Genomic DNA, 17,146 nt, shown 5'->3' with positions numbered 1-17,146 from the left:
CCTCCCGCCGCTGAATTTCCCCACCTTTCCGCCCGCATCACTCGCAGCCGGCGGCGTGTGGCGGGGACACGCCGTCGGGCGAGCCCAAACATGGGGAGAATCAGCCGGGCACAATAAAGCGCGGCCGGCCTCCCCTGGAAGGAAGCCGGCCACGCCGTCGTAATTCAGTTATCTGGGGTTACCGCAGCACCACGGTGCGGTTGCCCTGCAGCAGGACCCTGCCCTCGCAGTGCCATTTCACCGCGTTGGAGAGGGCCTTGCATTCGGTGTCGCGGCCGGCGGCCACCAGGTCCTCTGGCCCGTAGGTGTGGTCCACCTCCACCACCTGCTGGGCGATGATGGGTCCTTCGTCCAGTTCAGCGTTGACGTAGTGGGCTGTGGCGCCCACGGTCTTGACGCCACGCGCGTAGGCCTGGTGGTACGGCTTCGCGCCCTTGAAGCTGGGCAGGAATGAGTGGTGGATGTTGATGGCCCGGCCGTCCAGCTTGCGGGTCAGGTCGTCGCTGAGCACCTGCATGTACCGGGCCAGCACCACCAGTTCCACCTCCAGCCCGTCAACCAGGTCCATCAGCTGCGCCTCGGCCTCGGGCTTGGTGTCAGCCGTGACCGGGATGTGGTGGAACGGGATGCCGTGCCACTCGACCAACGCCTGGTGGTCACGGTGGTTGGACACCACGGCCACCACGTCAACGGGAAGTTCGCCGATCCGGGCACGGAACAGCAGGTCGTTGAGGCAGTGTCCGAACTTGGACACCATGATCAGAACCTTGCGCTTGGAGCCCTGGCGTTCCAGCTGCCACCGCATGCCGAATTTGTCCGCGACCGGGGCAAACGAGTCCCGCAGGACTTCCACGGTGGAATCGTCGCCCTCGGAAACGAAGTGCACCCGCATGAAGAAGTGGCCTTCGGAGCGTTCACCGAACTGCTTGTTGTCGATGATGTCGCAGCCGTGTTCCAGCAGGAAGCCGGAGACGGCGTGCACGATGCCGGGGCCCTCGGCGCAGTCGAGGGTCAGGACGTGCTCCACGGTGGTGGGCGCCTTCGGGGCAGGCATCCGGGTCTCAGTAACAGTCATGGCTCAGCACTCGATCACATTCACGGCGAGGCCCCCTCGGGAGGTTTCCTTGTACTTGGTTTTCATGTCGGCTCCGGTGTCGCGCATGGTCTTGATGGCCTTGTCCAGCGAGACCTTGTGGCTGCCGTCCCCATGGAGGGCCAGCCGGGCTGCGTTGATCGCCTTTACGCTGGCGATCGCGTTCCGCTCGATGCAGGGGATCTGCACCAGGCCGCCCACGGGATCGCAGGTCAAGCCCAAGTTGTGCTCGATCCCCACCTCCGCGGCGTTTTCCACCTGCGCCGGTGTCCCGCCGAGCACTTCGCAGAGCCCGGCCGCGGCCATGGAGCAGGCGGAGCCCACCTCACCCTGGCAGCCCACTTCGGCGCCGGAGATGGACGCATTTGTCTTGAAAAGGATTCCGACGGCGGCCGCCGCCAGCAGGAAGCGGACCACGCCGTCGTCGTCTGCTCCCGGAACAAATTTCACGTAGTAGTGCAGGACGGCCGGCACGATCCCGGCCGCGCCGTTGGTGGGAGCCGTGACGATCCGCCCGCCGGCGGCGTTCTCCTCGTTCACGGCGAGTGCGAACAGGTTGACCCATTCCATCGCCAGCAGCGGGTCCGCCGGTGCCTGGACGGGCGACGGCGTTGCTGCCGCCGCCTGGGCGGAGGCCTCCGCCGATGCCGCAGCGGACGCCGTCAGGGTGCGGAACAGCGCCGGTGCGCGCCGGGGTACCTTCAGGCCGCCCGGCAGGATGCCCTCGGCGTTGCAGCCGTTCTCCACGCATTCGCGCATCACGGCCCAGAGCCCGAGCAGCTTCTCCCGGAGTTCTGCCTCGCTGTGCCAGGTGAGTTCGTTGGCCAGCATGACATCGGAAATGGACATGCCCTCGCGGCTGCAGATCTGCAGGAGCTCGTCCGCCGTGGCGAACGGGTAAGGCAGGACGGTGTCGTCCGCCACCACCTTGTCGGCCCCTTCGGCGTCGCCGTCCACCACGAAGCCGCCGCCAATGGAGTAGTAGCTGCGTTCGCTGAGCACGGCGCCGGTGTGGTCGAGGGCGCGGAAGGTCATGCCGTTGGGGTGCGCGGGAAGGGACTTGCGGCGGTGCAGCACCACGTCCTCTTCCCAGTTGAAGTCCACCCGGTGGCTGCCGGCGATGTGCAGCTCGGCGTTCAAGGCCGCTGCTGCCACTTGGTCGTCAGCGGTGAACGTGTTCACGGTTTCGGGCTCCAGGCCCTGCAGGCCCAGGACCACCGCCTTGTCGGAGCCGTGGCCGCGGCCCGTGGCGCCCAGGGAACCGAACAGTTCCGACTGGACACGCACGGTGGAGGCCAACTGGCCGTCGCCCTTCAGGCCGTCGGCGAAGAGCTTGGCAGCCCGCATCGGGCCCACCGTGTGTGAGGACGAGGGCCCGATGCCAACGGAGAACAGGTCAAGGACGCTGAGCGCCATCAGGGTACCTCGGGTGAGGCGTACTCCCGCATGGCGTCCAGGAGCCACCGGCCCAGGAACTCGGCGAACGATGCCCGGGGGAAGATCCGGAAGGAGTCCTCCCCGGTCTTCCAGAGGATCGCTGGGATGTTCGCGATTTCGGTGGAGAAGGCGGTACCGGCCTTGAACACCCGGGGGTGCAGGTCCAGCGAGCAGCCTTTTTCCAGGACGGCGCGGGCCCGGGGGCCCACCAGTTCGAACGTGGTGCGGTTGGCGGACAGGTCCACCACCTGGCCTGCGTCGTTGCCCAGCGCTTCCCGGAGGGCCGGGATCAGGTCCCCGCCAAGGGATTCGTGCGCCTCGGTGGGTGCCACCACCAGGAACTCGGAGGGCCCCAGCCACAGGACAGAGGTGTCCCCGGTGGTTGCCACAGCACCGGAGGCGGCGGGCAGTCCGCCGGTGGCGGCGGCCAGCCGCTGCGCCGTTTCCGAGCCGGCGTCTGCCCGCAGCCCCACCATGGTCAGGAAGGGGAGCTCGGACAGTTCGACGGTGCCGGCCAGGGAGCCTGCGGTGAAGGCTTCCGCCAGCTGGCGTGCCGGGCTGACGCGTGCCGAGAGGTTCTGCTCTGCGGAGCTCTGGGTGGGGGATGCTGCTGTTTCAGCCATCTTTACGGGTCCCTTCTGGGTCAAAAAGCACTGTTTCCGCAACAACCACGTCCACCAGCTGGTCGCCGGCGGCGGCCACCAGTGTTTCGCCGATGCGGTTGCGGCCGTTCTTGATCAGGGCCAGGCCGAAGGACCTGCCCAGCGCTGCGCTGTGGTAGCTGGAGGTGACGAAGCCTTCCATCGGAACCGGCCCGTAGGCCGGGTTGGTGGAGCGTCCCTTTTCCACCAGCTGGGTCCCTTCTGGCAGCCGGAGCGTTCCGTCGACGGGAAGGACGCTGACCAGGTGCTTGCGGTCCTCGCGGCTGGAATCGGCGCGGGAGTACGACCGCTTGCCAATGAAGTCCTTGGCCTTGGAAACGATCCACTCCATGCCGGCGTCCTGCGGGGTGACGGTGCCGTCCGTGTCCTGGCCGACGATCGGGTAGCCCTTTTCGGCGCGCAGCACGTGCATGGTTTCGGTGCCGTACGGGGTGATGTTGAACTCGGCTCCGGCGGCGGCCACGGCTTCCCAGGTGTTCAGCCCGTACCAGGCCGGGATGTTGATCTCGTAGGCCAGTTCGCCGGAGAACGAGATCCGGCAGATCCGGGCGCGGACGCCGGAGGCCAGGGTGGTTTCGCGGAAGGTCATGAACGGGAACGCCTCGGCGTCCAGGCCGCCGTTGGCAGCCAGTTCCGGTGCGACCCTGGCGATGACTTCACGGGACTTGGGGCCGACGACGGCGATGGTGCTCCACTGTTCCGTCACCGAGGTGCACTTGACGTCCAGTTCCGGCCACTCTGTCTGCAGCCACTCTTCCAGCCAGTCCAGGACCTTCGCGGCGCCGCCGGTGGTGGTGGTCATGAAGTAGGTGTCGTCGTCCACGCGGAGGGTCACGCCGTCGTCGAAAATCATTCCGTCCGGCGTGCACATCACGCCGTAGCGGGCCGAGCCCGGGGCGAGTTTCTTGAACGCGTTGGTGTAGACCCGGTTCAGGAACTCCCCCGCATCCTTGCCGCGGATCTCGATCTTGCCCAGCGTGGTGGCGTCCATGAAGCCCACGGACTCGCGGACAGCGGCACATTCGCGCAGCACTGCGGCGTCCATGTCCTCCCCGTCCTGCGGGTAGTACCAGGGGCGCTTCCACTGCCCGACGTCCTCGAAGAGCGCACCCTTGGCCACATGCCAGGGGTGGATGGAGGTGATGCGGGCGGGGTCGAAGAGTTCGCCGCGCTGGCGTCCGGCCAGTGCCGCGAAGGCCACCGGGGTGAACGGTGCACGGTAGGTGGTGGTTCCGATGTCGCCGATGCCGCGGGAGGCTTCGCCGGCCGTGCGGAGGGCCGCGGCGATCACGCCGATGGCGTTGACGCCGGAGGTCTTGCCCTGGTCGTTGGCGGTGCTGATGGAGGTGTACCGCTTGATGTGCTCGACGGAACGCATGCCGGCCCCGGTGGAGCGCAGTACGTCAGCCACGGACTGGTCGCGCTGGAAGTCCACGAAGTGGTGGTGCCAGTCGTCGGGGGTGCCGTTCTCGCCCGGCACCAGCCAGAGCTGGCGGGTGGGCGCGGCGGCCTTGGGCTCACCGAACGTTGACGGTTCGACGGCGGATTCGAAGCCCGCTGCGATGGCGGCCCGCGCGCCGGCGGAGACGCCCTCGGCAAGGCAGTCGGCGGTGGCGAAGGAGCCGCGGCCGGAGCCGATGGTCTGCTGGTTGGGCACTTCGGTGCTGGGGACGAAGGCTGCCAGTCCGTCGTCCCAGCGCAGCTTGCCCTGGCGCTGGGAGTGCAGGTGGACCAGCGGGCTCCAGCCGCCGGACACAGCCAGCAGGTCGCAGGCGATCTGTTCGACGCCGGAGGTGAGCTCGCCGTCGTCGTTGATGCTGCGGACGGTGACGCCGTCCAACCGGCCGTCGGCTGCGCCTTCTCCGGAGGAGGAAGTGTTGGCCACCGCGCTGCCGATCAGCACCCGGATTCCGGATTCGACGGCGGCAGTTGCCACGGCGGTCAGCGCGGGGCGGGCGTCCACGACTGCGGCAACCTTGACCCCGGCGGCGGCGAGATCGGCTGCGGCGGCGTAGGCACTGTCGTTGGTGGTGCCGATGACCACGCGCTTTCCGGCGGCCACGCCGTACCGGTTGAGGTAGGTGCGCACGGCCGATGCCAGCATGATTCCCGGGCGGTCGTTGTTCTCGAACACCAGGGGGCGTTCGTGGGCGCCGGGGGCCAGGACCACCTGATTGGCACGGATGTGCCAAATCCGCTGCCGGGACACCCCGGGGGCGGCGGGGCTGGAGAGGTGGTCGGTGCGGTTCTGGACGGCGATCACGTAGTTGGCGTCGTAGGCGCCGAATGCGGTGGTGCGGTTCAGGACGGTGGATTCGGCGCCGGACACCAGCTCGGCTTCAACGTCCGCCACCCACTCCAGGGCGGACTTGCCCTCGATGGTCTCGGCCAGGCCGGGCGCGGTGGAACCGGAGAGCAGGGAGCCGCCCAGTTCGGGCTGGTCATCCAGGAGCATGACGCGGGCGCCGCTGCGGACGGCCTCGCGGGCTGCGGCAAGTCCGGCGGGGCCGCCGCCGATGACCAGGATGTCGGTGTGGACGTACTTCTTGTCGTACTCGGCGCGGTCATCTTCCGGGTCGAGCTTGCCCAGGCCGTTGAGCCGGGTGGCCTGGAGCCCGTCCACCAGGGAAACGGTGGTGGCAGGCAGCATGGATTCGGCGACGTGGCCGGGGAAGCGGGCCTCGATGCGGACCAGGGCGTTGGCCTCTTCCACTCCGGCGGACATGATGCCGCGGGGCCGGTCCTCATAGAGCGAATTGCCGGCGGCGATGCGGCCGTTGGCGAGCAGGGCCGAGGCCAGCGTGTCGCCGGGGTGCCCGGTGAATTCCTCGCCGTCCACGATGAAGCGCCAGGAGATGGTGCGGTCGATGCGGCCGCCGGTTGCCAGGCGGGCGTTCTGCGAGGTCACTTGGTGGCTCCTTCCGGGGCGGTGCGGGTAGGGCTGGCGGCAAGGCTGGTTGCTGAGAGGCTGGGTGCCGCGGTACCGGTGGTGGTGCTGTCGGCGGCTGTACTGGCGGTGCCTGCCTCGACGGCCGGATCAGCGGCAAGGTCCGGCCGGCGCGTACCCATCGGGTAGACCGCCTGGATGTCGTAGCTGACGGTGTCGCGGAGCATGTTGAACCATTGGCGGCAGCCCGTGCTGTGGACCCAGCGTTCGGCGAAGATGCCTTTCGGGTTCTCCCGGTAGAAGAGGTAGCGGGACCATTCGGTGTCGGTCAGCTCGTTCGGGTTCTCCGGGTAGGGCACGTGGGCCTGTCCCCCGTAGTGGAATTCGGTTTCGTCCCGCGGGCCGCAGTTGGGGCATGGGATCAGCAGCATGTGCGTAAGTCCTTTTCTGGTGGCAGCGGCTAGTGGGCCACGGCGGCGGCGCCGTGTTCGTCGATGAGCGCGCCGGTTTCGAAGCGTTCCAGCGAGAACGGCTTGTTCAGCCGGTGCGGGGTGCCGGTGGCGATGGTGTGCGCGAAGGTCATGCCGGCGGCGGGGGTTCCCTTGAACCCGCCGGTCCCCCAGCCGCAGTTCACAAACATGTTCTCCACCGGGGTCAGGCCCACGATCGGGGAAGCGTCCAGGGTGGTGTCCACGATGCCGCCCCAGGTCCGGAGCACATGGGCCCGGGCAAAGATCGGGAAGAGCTCCACGGCGGCCGCCATCTGCTGCTCGATCACGTGGAAGGAGCCGCGCTGGCCGTAGCCGTTGTAGGAGTCGACGCCGGCGCCCATGACCAGTTCGCCCTTGTGGGCCTGGGAGACGTAGACGTGGACGTGGTTGGACATGACCACCGTGGGGTGGACCGGTTCGTGCAGTTCCGATACCAGCGCCTGCAGCGGGTGGGACTGGATGGGCAGCTGGAAGCCGGCCATCTCCGCCAGGACCGAGCTGTGGCCGGCGGCGCAGAGGCCCACCTTTTCGGTGTTGATGGTGCCACGGTTGGTCTTGACGCCCACCACCCGGTCGCCGTCCTTGAGGAAGCCGGTGACTTCGCAGTTCTGGATGATGTCCACGCCCATTTCGTCGCACTTGCGGGCGAAGGCCCAGGCCACATGGTCGTGCTTGGCGATGCCGGCGCGCGGCTGGTAGGTGGCGCCCATGACGGGGTAGCGGATGTTGTCGCGGATGTTGAGGATGGGGCAGAGTTCCTTGACCTGCTGCGGATCCAGCCATTCGGCGTCCACGCCGTTGAGCTTGTTGGCGCCCACGCGGCGGATGCTTTCGCGGACGTCGCCCAGGGTGTGTGCCAGGTTCATCACGCCGCGCTGGCTGAACAGGAAGTCGTACTCGAGTTCCTCGGGCAGGATCTCCCAGAGCTTGAGGGCGTGCTCGTAGATGGCCGCACTCTCATCCCAGAGGTAGTTGGAGCGGATGATGGTGGTGTTCCGTGCCATGTTGCCGCCGGCCAGCCAGCCCTTTTCCAGGACGGCGATGTTGGTCATCCCGTGGTTCTTGGCCAGGAAGTAGGCGGTGGCCAGGCCGTGCCCGCCGCCGCCCACGATCACGGCGTCGTAGGAGGACTTGGGTTCCGGGTTCCGCCAGAGGAAGTCCGGGTGCTCCGGAAGGTGCTGGGTGCTCACTGGGCGGCTCCAATCAGGTCTGCTTCAGCGTCGGCCAGGCCGGCATCGGCGGTGAGGTGCGGGTAGAGGGGGAAGGCGTTGGCAAGGGCCGTCACGCGTTCGCGGAGTTCGACGGCCGTGTCCCCCGGCAGGGTGCCCGTGCCGTTTGTGCCAGAAGCGGCAGCCGCGATCAGCGCGGCGGCGATGATGTCGGCCACCTCGGTGAACTCGGCGGCGCCGAAGCCGCGGGCGGCCAGTGCCGGGGTACCGATCCGGAGGCCGGAAGAAACCATCGGCGGGCGGGGATCGAACGGGACGGCGTTGCGGTTGACGGTGATGCCGATCGTGTGGAGGGCGTCTTCACCCTGCTGGCCGTCCAGTTCGGAGTGGCGGAGATCCACAAGGACCAGGTGGACGTCGGTGCCGCCGTTGACCACGGAAATGCCCGCGGCCTGGACGTCCGGCTGGAGGAGCCGTTCAGCCAGGAGCTTGGCGCCCTGCAGGACACGTTCCTGGCGTTCCTTGAATTCGGGGGCGGCGGCGAGCTTGAAGGCCACGGCCTTGGCGGCGACGACGTGCTCCAGGGGGCCGCCCTGCTGGCCGGGGAACACTGCGCTGTTGATCTTCTTGGCGTATTCCTCCTTGGCCAGGATGACGCCGCCGCGGGGGCCGCCAAGGGTCTTGTGCGTGGTGGTGGTGACCACGTCGGCGTAGGGGACGGGGTTGGGGTGCAGGCCTGCGGCCACGAGGCCGGCGAAGTGGGCCATGTCCACCATCAGGTACGCGCCCACGAGGTCTGCGATGCGGCGGAATTCGGCGAAGTCCAACTGGCGGGAGTAGGCGGACCAGCCGGCCACGATCAGCCTGGGCTTGTGTTCCAGGGCCAGCGCTTCCACCTCGGCCATATCAATGCGGAGGTCCGATTCGCGGACGTGGTACGGCACAACGTTGTAGAGCTTGCCGGAGAAGTTGATCTTCATGCCGTGGGTGAGGTGGCCGCCGTGGGCCAGGGACAGGCCCAGGATGGTATCTCCCGGGTTGAGCAGGGCGAACATGGCGGCGGCGTTGGCCTGCGCGCCGGAGTGCGGCTGGACGTTGGCGAATTCGGCGCCGAACAGGGCTTTGACGCGGTCAATGGCGAGCTGTTCGATGACGTCCACGTGCTCGCAGCCGCCGTAGTAGCGCTTGCCCGGGTAGCCCTCGGCGTACTTGTTGGTCAATACCGAGCCCTGGGCTTCCATCACGGAGGCCGGAGCAAAGTTCTCCGACGCGATCATTTCCAGGGTGGACTGCTGGCGGTGCAGTTCCTGCGCGACGGCGGCGGCGACATCGGCGTCCACCGTGGCGAGCGAGGCGTTCAGTACGTCCTGCATTGTTCTCCTTCAAAGCCCTTCGGAGTTACTGATCCATAACTGATCTGTAACTGATATATTAGAACTGACGTAATAGTATGTTGTAGATCACGCGGCAGTCAATAGCTACCTTGGGAGAGCTCGCAATGAGCGTAATGACAGAGAACCAGCTGGCCGGCGAAGGCGATCTCTCGCTCGCCGAGCAGGCCTACCGGCACCTTCGGGACCGGCTCATCATGCTCGATATCCGGCCGGGTGAGGCCATCAACGACGGCAAGCTGGCCGCGGAACTCGGGATCGGCCGCACACCGGTACGCGAAGCACTCAAACGCCTGGAAGGCGACCACCTGGTGGTCTCTTACCCGCGCCGCGGAACGTTCGCCACCGTCGTCGACATCACCGAACTCGCGGACGTCTCCGAGCTCCGCGAGTCATTGGAACCCCTGGCAGCCCGGCGGGCCGCCAAGCTGGCAACCCCTGCCCTGCGCAAGGAAATCCGGGACACCGCGGCGGCAATTGCCAGGATGGGGGCGGATGACGATCCCTACGACCTCATGCGGTATGACATCAAGGTGCACCGCTTGATCTACCGCGCGGCGGCCAACACCCATCTTGAAGACGTGCTGATCCGGTACGACAACCTGGCTACCCGCATCTGGTGCATGGTGCTGGAAAAGGTGCCGTCAGTGGCGGAGCACATCGCCGAACACGTGGAACTGCTGGAGGCAGTGGCCGACGGCGACTCGGACCGGGCGGGCAAGCTGGCCCTTGAGCACGTGACCAGTTTCGAGCAGGCCATCCGCAGCGTGCTTTAAGCGTCGGCCTCAAGGCCCGCCATCCACGTCACGGCAGCACCACCCCGTGTGACGTGGAATACTTCCGTACAGGTGCGCGGCCGGGATGTCCGGCGGAGTTGCGGAAGGGGCCGGTCACATGCAGGAATACGTCAACGAGGACGAAGAAGCGCGCCGGCAGGTGCTGTCCGCGGTGGCCCGGGAACGGGAGCTTGGACTGCGCCCGGACCCGGACTTTGACCGGCGGCTCGACGAGCACTTTCCCACCCTCCGCAGCCTGTTCCACTCCCTCTACGGTGCACGCCGGGACTGGCTGGACCAGCTGGCCGCACTGGTGGTCCAGAGTGCCCGGTCCTGGCAGGAGCGCTCCCCGGAACTGAAGGCCCTGGATGCAGGCCGCGAACAAGAGCCGGACTGGTTCCAGTCCAACCGCATGCTGGGCGGAGTGTGCTACGTGGACCGCTATGCGGAGAGCCTGGAAGGGGTCCGCGCCCGCATCCCGTATTTCAAGGAGCTGGGCCTCACCTACCTGCACCTTATGCCCCTTTTCCTGGCGCCCGAACCCCACTCGGACGGCGGCTATGCCGTGTCCAGCTACCGCCAGGTCAACCCGAAGCTGGGCACCATGGAGCAACTGCGCGGCCTGGCGGCCGAACTGAAGGCCAACGGGATCAGCCTGGTGGTGGACTTCATCTTCAACCACACCTCGGACGAACACGAGTGGGCGCGCAAAGCTGCCACGGGGGACCCGGAGTTCAGCGACTACTACTGGATCTTCCCCGACCGGACCATGCCCGACGCCTTCGAGGCGAACGTCCGCGAGATCTTCCCCGAGAACCACCCGGGGTCCTTTATCCGGATGGATGACGGCCGCTGGGTTTGGGCCACGTTCCACACCTACCAGTGGGACCTGAACTACTCCAATCCCGAGGTCTTCCGGGCCATGGCGGGCGAGATGTTGTTCCTGGCCAACCAGGGTGTGGACATCCTGCGCATGGACGCGGTGGCTTTCATCTGGAAGCAGCTGGGCACCCCGTGCGAGAACCTGCCCCAGGCGCACACGCTGCTGCGGGCCTTCAACGCGGTGTGCCGGCTGGCGGCGCCATCGCTGCTGTTCAAGTCCGAGGCGATCGTGCACCCGGACGAGGTGGCGCTGTACATCGACCCGGCAGAGTGCCAGCTGTCCTACAACCCGCTGCAGATGGCCCTGATCTGGGAGTCCCTGGCCACCAGGGACGTGTCCCTCCTGTCCCAGGCGTTGGAGCGCAGGCACAACATCCCGGACGGCACCGCCTGGGTGAACTATGTCCGCAGCCATGACGACATCGGCTGGACCTTCGCCGACGAGGACGCCGCCGAACTGGGCATCAACGGCTTCGACCACCGCCGCTTCCTGAACTCCTTCTACGTCAACCGGTTCCCCGGCAGCTTCGCCCGCGGCGTCCCGTTCCAGGACAACCCCAAGACGGGTGACTGCAGGATTTCCGGCACGACGGCGTCCCTGTGCGGGATGGAGGTTGACCCGTCCCAGGCAGTGGAACGGATCCTCCTGGCCCACTCGGTGCCGTTCAGCACCGGCGGCGTGCCGCTGCTGTACCTGGGCGACGAGGTGGGGCAGCTCAACGACTACTCCTACGCCTCCGAACCGGGCCATGGCGAAGACAGCCGCTGGGTGCACCGCCCGCACTTCCCGGCGGAACAATACGCCCGCCGCCTCGATCCCGCCACACCGGAAGGGGCAATCTACGCGGGCCTCAGGCGGATGGTCGAGGTCCGCGCCGGCACCCCCGAACTGGCTGGAACCACGCTGGTGGATTTCGCCACGAACAACCGCTCCGTGCTGGCATACCAGCGGCCCGGTGACGGCGAGGGCCCGGCCACCATCCTGGCGCTCGCCAACTTCAGCGACTCACCCCAGGCGCTGCCCGGGGAAACCTTCGGCGGATTCTCACCTGCCGCCGTCGACCTCCTCTCCGAAGCCGCCCTGCACCTGCACGACGGCGTCACGCTCCTCCCCCGGCAATACCTCTGGCTGCGCGTTACGCCGCAGTAATTGGGAGCTGGCGCCGGGGCGTGAAACCATACGGATCATGGCCTCCAAGATTGCGTACCAGGGTGAGCCCGGCGCCAACTCCAATATCGCGTGTCAGCAGATGTTTCCCGACGTCGAAAGCGTGCCGTGCGCCAGTTTCGAGGACGCGTTCGAACTGGTGACCACCGGCGAGGCCGACCTGGCCATGATCCCGATCGAGAACTCCATCGCGGGCCGGGTGGCGGACATCCACATCCTGCTGCCGCAGTCCAACCTGCAGATCGTGGGCGAATACTTCCTGCCCATCCACTTCGACCTGCTGGGCATCCCCGGCAGCACCATCGAAGCGGCTACGGAAGTCCACAGCCACATCCACGCCCTGGGCCAGTGCCGGAAGCTGATCCGCGAGCACGGCCTCAAGCCCGTCATCGCCGGCGACACCGCCGGGTCCGCCCGGGAAGTTGCCGAGTGGAACGATCCCCGCAAGCTCTCCTTGGCTCCCCCGCTGGCGGCGCAGATCTACGGCCTTGAGGTGCTGGCCTCGCGCGTGGAGGACGACCCTTCCAACACCACCCGCTTCGTGGTCCTGGCCCGGGAAACGGCACTTCCGGCCAAGGACGAGCTGCCCGGACCGGCGGTGACCAGCTTCGTGTTCCGCGTCCGCAACGTCCCCTCCGCGCTGTACAAGGCGCTGGGCGGCTTCGCCACCAACGGCGTCAACATGACACGGCTCGAGAGCTACATGGTGGGCAACGAATTCGCGGCCACCATGTTCATGGCCGACGTGGAAGGCCACCCCGAGGACCTGCCGCTGAAGCTGGCCCTCGAGGAACTGGACTTCTTCACCACCGAGGTTCGGATCCTCGGCGTGTACCCGGCCGCGGACTACCGGGCCGCGGCAGCCACCGCCTGACGCGGTACCTGCGCGGGTGCCGGGCGGTTTAGCAAGGGCCCGAAGAACGCTCCCAGCTCCGCCGTTGCGGTGAGCGGCAGGACGTTCGCCACGTACTGGTCGGGGCGGACCACCACCACGGCGCCGGCACGGTCGATGCCGCGCGCGTCGAAGATGTCCGCCTTGGCGTCCGTGGCGTACACCTTCTCGTAATCGGTCAGCTTGAAGGGGCCCACCAGGGGCTTGAACACGGCGGGCACGGCATTGATGTCGACGGCGGTGTGCGGCTGCTGGTAGATGACCTTCAGGTCGAACCACGCATCCAGGTCGGCGCCGGAGGGCGTGGCGGCCAGCGGGGACTCCGGCGAGTTCGCGAACCACTCGGCGAGCAAGTCCGTGGCGGAACCGGTGCCGGGAAGCGCGGGATCGGCGAAAACGTAGATCCGCCACCGTCCATCCGCTGTGGCGTGGTGGCCCAGGTGGATGGGGTTCGTGTCCCCCACGCGGACCACGGGTGCGGACTTGAAACGCTTGCCCACGGGGAAGCCTGTGGCCAGGTCTTGGTGGTCGGTGCCGCCAACAATCAGCGACGGCGCGTACTGGGTCATGAACCCGGCCGGGAACTCGGCGGTCTGAACGTAGAAGTCCTCAAGGTCGGAGGGGTGCTCGAACTCCTCCGGCTTCTTGGCCATCATGGTGGACCATTCCTTGTCGAAGTCGATGAGGTTCTTTGCCACCACCTGGCGCTCCTCCGAGTAGGTGGAGAGCAGGCTTTCCGGGCTGCGGCCCTCGAGGACGTGCCCCAGCTTCCAGGCGATGTTGAAGCCGTCCTGCATGGAGACGTTCATGCCCTGGCCGGCCTTGGCGCTGTGGGTGTGGCAGGCGTCGCCGGTGATAAAGACCCGCGGGGTTCGCGTGCCGCGGTCGGCCGGCAGGACGTCGTCGAACCGGTCCGTGAGGCGGTGCCCCACCTCGTACACGCTGTGCCACGCAACGTTCCGCACGTCCAGCGTGTACGGGTGCAGGATGGCGTTTGCCTTGGCGATGATCTCCTCGATGGTGGTGTTCCGGACGGAGTGGTGGCTGTTCGGGTCCACTTCTCCCAGGTCCACGTACATGCGGAAGAGGTGGCCTCCTTCGCGCGGAATGAGCAGGATGCTCCCCTCGGCGCCCTGGATGGCGCATTTGGTCCGGATGTCCGGGAAGTCGGTGACGGCGAGGGTGTCCATGACTCCCCAGGCGTGGTTGGCCTGGTCCCCGGCGAGCGTGCAGCCGATCGCCTGGCGGACCTTGCTGCGGGCGCCGTCGGCACCCACGACGTATTTGGCGCGGACTACCCGCTCCTGTCCCTCCTTGGGGCCGGAGGTGTGGACCAGCCGCACGGTGACCGGGTAGTCACCCTCGCCGGTGACCTCCAGTCCTTGGAAGTCGTAACCGTAGTCGGGCTTCATCCGGGTGGGTGCGTTGGCCATGTACTCGGCGAAGTAGTCCAGCACGCGCGCCTGGTTCACGATCAGGTGCGGGAACTCGCTGATGCCCATTTCGTCATCCACGGCGCGGGCGGTGCGGATGATGTTGGCGTGGTTGGCGGGGTCCGGCTTCCAGAAGGCCATCTCGGTGATCCGGTAGGCCTCGGCGATGATGCGCTCCGCGAACCCGAACGCCTGGAAGGTCTCCACGCTGCGGGCCTGGATTCCGTCCGCCTGGCCGATGGCGAGCCTGCCGGGGCGGCGTTCAATGATGCGGGTGCTCACGTTGGGGAACATGGAGAGCTGAGCGGCGGCGAGCATTCCCGCCGGGCCGGTGCCCACGATGAGAACGTCCACTTCCTCGGGGAGGTCCTCGGGGCGGTTCAGGCCGACGCCGGCCGCCGGTTGGACGCGGGGGTCGCCGGATACGTATCCGTGGTGGTGGAACTGCACGGGATGCCTCACTTCGTTGTGGATGATGATCTCCGCATGTGTTCTATATGAGAACTGGAGATTCGATAATAGAAAATCAGGAGCCTGGTTTCCACTGTACGCCGGATGTGACGCGGGCGACAAGTACCGCCGGGGACGCCCGCGTACCAGCGGAATTCCGGGGGTTGACGGATGCGGCAGCATGCGTGATAGTGATCGTATACGATTTCGTACCTGATGAGGAGAAGGCTTTGGAGCAGGTCAACGGCGACACCCTGGCAGCAGCCCGCAAGGTGGTCGCGGTGCACATCAACTACCCCAGCCGCGCTGCCCAGCGGGGCCGCACGCCGGCGCAGCCGTCCTACTTTCTCAAGCCTTCGAGCTCGCTGGCCCTGAGCGGAAGCCCCGTGGAGCGCCCGGCCGGCTGCGAACTGCTCGGCTACGAAGGCGAAATTGCGCTCATCATCGGCAAGGCCGCCCGCCGCGTTTCGATCGAGGACGCCTGGAGCCACGTCGCCGCCGTCACCGCCAGCAACGACCTCGGCGTCTATGACCTGCGCTGGGCGGACAAGGGCTCCAACCTCCGGTCCAAGGGCGGCGACGGGTTCACTCCCGTGGGCCCGGCACTTCTTCCGGCAGGCGACGTCGACCCTTCAAAACTTCGCATCCGCACCTGGCACAACGGTGAACTGGTCCAGGACGACACCACCGGGGACCTGCTCTTCCCCTTCGCCCGCCTGGTGGCGGACCTGTCCCAGCTGCTCACCCTCGAAGAAGGGGACCTCATCCTTACCGGCACCCCGGCAGGGGCGTCCGTGGCGAAGCCCGGCGACGTCCTGGAAGTGGAAGTGGAGACTATCGACGGCAGCCTCAGCACCGGGCGGCTGGTCACCACCGTTGAGGAAGGCACGACGACGTTCGCCGACTTTGGTGCCCAGCCCAAGGTGGATGACCTGCAGCGGGAGGAAGCCTATGGCTCCCGCGAGGCCGCCGGGCTGGCACCCGTTGCTGAACAAGCCCAGGCTCCTGCCGCCGCCGCGCCGGCCCTGTCCCCGGAGCTGAAAGCCAAGCTCGAATCCGTTGCAACCGCCACGCTGTCCTCACAGTTGCGTAAGCGCGGCCTTAATAACGTCAGCATCGACGGCCTTCAGGGCACCCGACCGGACCGCCGCGTGGTGGGCCTGGCCCGGACCCTGCGCTATGTTCCCAACCGCGAGGACCTCTTCAAGATCCACGGTGGCGGCTTCAATGCCCAGAAACGCGCCATCGATTCCGTCAACGAGGGCGAAATCCTGGTGATGGAAGCCCGCGGCGAAAAAGGCACCGGCACGGTGGGCGACATCCTGGCCCTGCGCGCCCAGGTCCGCGGCGCCGCAGCCATCATCACCGACGGCGGCGTCCGCGACTACACCGCGGTAGCCGGCCTGGACATGCCCACCTGGTTCGCCAACCCGCACCCGGCCGTGCTGGGCCGCCGGCACATCCCGTGGGACACCGACATCACCATCGCCTGCGGCGGCGCCACTGTCCAGCCCGGCGACATCATCGTGGCCGATTCCGACGGCGTCCTGGTGATCCCGCCCGCCATCGCCGAAGAACTCGTTGAGGACTGCATCCAGCAGGAAAAGGAAGAAGCCTTCATCTTCGAGATGGTCAAGCAGGGCAACAGCGTTGACGGGCTCTACCCGATGAACAAAGAGTGGCAGGCAAAGTACAAGGCATGGGAAGGGCAGGCCAATGACTGACACGGCCACCGACCTCCCCGCTGCCACTCGCGGCAGCAAGTCCGAGCAGGCCTACCAGGCCGTCAAGGCCCGCATCGTGGAAGGCACTTACACGCCGGGCTACCGCCTGGTCCTGGGTTCCATTGCGAAGGACCTCGGCGTCAGCGTGGTCCCGGTCCGGGAAGCCATCCGCCGGCTCGAAGCCGAGGGCCTGGTGACGTTCGAGCGGAACGTCGGCGCCACCGTGGCCGGCATCAACCCCACCGAATACCTCTACACGATGCAGACCCTGAGCATCGTCGAGGGTGCCGCCACAGCCCTCTCGGCCCCGCTGATCGACCCGGCGGCCATCGCCCGGGCCCGCGCCGTGAACCAGGAAATGCGCGAGTGCCTGGACCACTTCGACCCTGTCCGGTTCACCCGGCTGAACCAGGACTTCCACAGCGTCCTGTTCGAGCACTGCCCCAACCCGCACATCCTGGACCTGGTGCACCGCGGCTGGAACCGGCTCGCCTCGCTCCGGTCCTCCACCTTCCGCTTTGTCCCCGGCCGCGCCCGCGACTCCGTGGAGGAACACGAGAACCTGCTGAAGCTCATCGAAACAGGCGCGGACGCAGAACAGATCGAAAAGGCGGCCCGGCTCCACCGCTCCGCCACCCTGGACGCCTACCTCGCCCAGGCCAACAACCCCTGACCCCCAGATAGGACTTCA

Annotated in this window: 13 protein-coding genes; 5 read left to right on the top strand and 8 right to left on the bottom strand. The window is 67.2% G+C overall.

The window, feature by feature from the left end; all coding sequences use genetic code 11:
• Positions 1 to 178 precede the first annotated feature (178 nt).
• The 7 genes from purU to glyA are packed head-to-tail and all read right to left on the bottom strand — an operon-like array spanning position 179 to position 9,112.
• On the bottom strand, positions 179 to 1,075 hold the full coding sequence (gene purU / locus QRM96_RS16255; RefSeq protein ID WP_133831893.1) for a formyltetrahydrofolate deformylase: 897 nt from the start codon (positions 1,073 to 1,075) through the stop codon (positions 179 to 181).
• 3 nt (positions 1,076 to 1,078) lie between these two features.
• A complete protein-coding gene (locus QRM96_RS16250) occupies positions 1,079 to 2,509 on the bottom strand; it encodes an L-serine ammonia-lyase (RefSeq protein ID WP_109045541.1) in 1,431 nt (476 codons plus the stop codon).
• Positions 2,509 to 3,153, bottom strand: a complete 645-nt coding sequence (locus QRM96_RS16245; protein ID WP_109045540.1) for a sarcosine oxidase subunit gamma — start codon at positions 3,151 to 3,153, stop codon at positions 2,509 to 2,511. The genes QRM96_RS16250 and QRM96_RS16245 overlap by 1 nt, the downstream gene beginning before the upstream one ends.
• On the bottom strand, positions 3,146 to 6,100 hold the full coding sequence (locus tag QRM96_RS16240; RefSeq protein WP_285320255.1) for a sarcosine oxidase subunit alpha family protein: 2,955 nt from the start codon (positions 6,098 to 6,100) through the stop codon (positions 3,146 to 3,148). The genes QRM96_RS16245 and QRM96_RS16240 overlap by 8 nt, the downstream gene beginning before the upstream one ends.
• Entirely contained in the window at positions 6,097 to 6,510 is a 414-nt protein-coding gene (locus QRM96_RS16235; RefSeq protein WP_018760772.1) for a sarcosine oxidase subunit delta, read from the bottom strand. The genes QRM96_RS16240 and QRM96_RS16235 overlap by 4 nt, the downstream gene beginning before the upstream one ends.
• Before the next feature lie 29 nt (positions 6,511 to 6,539).
• Positions 6,540 to 7,760 carry a sarcosine oxidase subunit beta family protein gene (locus QRM96_RS16230; protein ID WP_018760771.1) on the bottom strand — a complete coding sequence of 407 codons (1,221 nt, stop codon included), beginning with the start codon at positions 7,758 to 7,760 and terminating at the stop codon, positions 6,540 to 6,542.
• Entirely contained in the window at positions 7,757 to 9,112 is a 1,356-nt protein-coding gene (glyA, locus tag QRM96_RS16225) for a serine hydroxymethyltransferase (protein ID WP_285320254.1), read from the bottom strand. The genes QRM96_RS16230 and glyA overlap by 4 nt, the downstream gene beginning before the upstream one ends.
• Before the next feature lie 134 nt (positions 9,113 to 9,246).
• On the opposite strand from glyA, the gene QRM96_RS16220 reads away from it, so the two are divergent.
• The 3 genes from QRM96_RS16220 to QRM96_RS16210 all read left to right on the top strand — a co-directional run bounded on the left by QRM96_RS16220 (position 9,247) and on the right by QRM96_RS16210 (position 12,830).
• Positions 9,247 to 9,906 (top strand): GntR family transcriptional regulator, encoded by a 660-nt coding sequence (locus QRM96_RS16220; protein WP_285320304.1) that lies wholly within the window; start codon positions 9,247 to 9,249, stop codon positions 9,904 to 9,906.
• Between the two features lie 118 nt (positions 9,907 to 10,024).
• Entirely contained in the window at positions 10,025 to 11,938 is a 1,914-nt protein-coding gene (locus tag QRM96_RS16215) for an alpha-amylase family glycosyl hydrolase (RefSeq protein WP_285320253.1), read from the top strand.
• A gap of 37 nt (positions 11,939 to 11,975) precedes the next feature.
• Positions 11,976 to 12,830, top strand: a complete 855-nt coding sequence (locus tag QRM96_RS16210) for a prephenate dehydratase (RefSeq protein ID WP_018760767.1) — start codon at positions 11,976 to 11,978, stop codon at positions 12,828 to 12,830.
• Here QRM96_RS16210 and QRM96_RS16205 read toward each other — a convergent pair.
• Complete coding sequence (locus tag QRM96_RS16205) at positions 12,803 to 14,731, bottom strand: FAD-binding monooxygenase (protein ID WP_285320303.1); 1,929 nt, start codon at positions 14,729 to 14,731, stop codon at positions 12,803 to 12,805. The genes QRM96_RS16210 and QRM96_RS16205 overlap by 28 nt on opposite strands.
• 230 nt (positions 14,732 to 14,961) lie before the next feature.
• Between QRM96_RS16205 and QRM96_RS16200 the strand changes: the two genes are divergently transcribed.
• Positions 14,962 to 16,455, top strand: coding sequence for a fumarylacetoacetate hydrolase family protein (locus QRM96_RS16200; protein ID WP_285320302.1), 1,494 nt, complete (start codon positions 14,962 to 14,964; stop codon positions 16,453 to 16,455).
• Complete coding sequence (locus tag QRM96_RS16195; RefSeq protein WP_285320252.1) at positions 16,448 to 17,128, top strand: GntR family transcriptional regulator; 681 nt, start codon at positions 16,448 to 16,450, stop codon at positions 17,126 to 17,128. The genes QRM96_RS16200 and QRM96_RS16195 overlap by 8 nt, the downstream gene beginning before the upstream one ends.
• Positions 17,129 to 17,146: the final 18 nt, after the last annotated feature.

This window comes from Pseudarthrobacter sp. lyk4-40-TYG-27, assembly GCF_030209295.1.
Lineage (GTDB): Bacteria > Actinomycetota > Actinomycetes > Actinomycetales > Micrococcaceae > Arthrobacter.
This window is presented reverse-complemented; position numbering and strand designations above follow the sequence as displayed.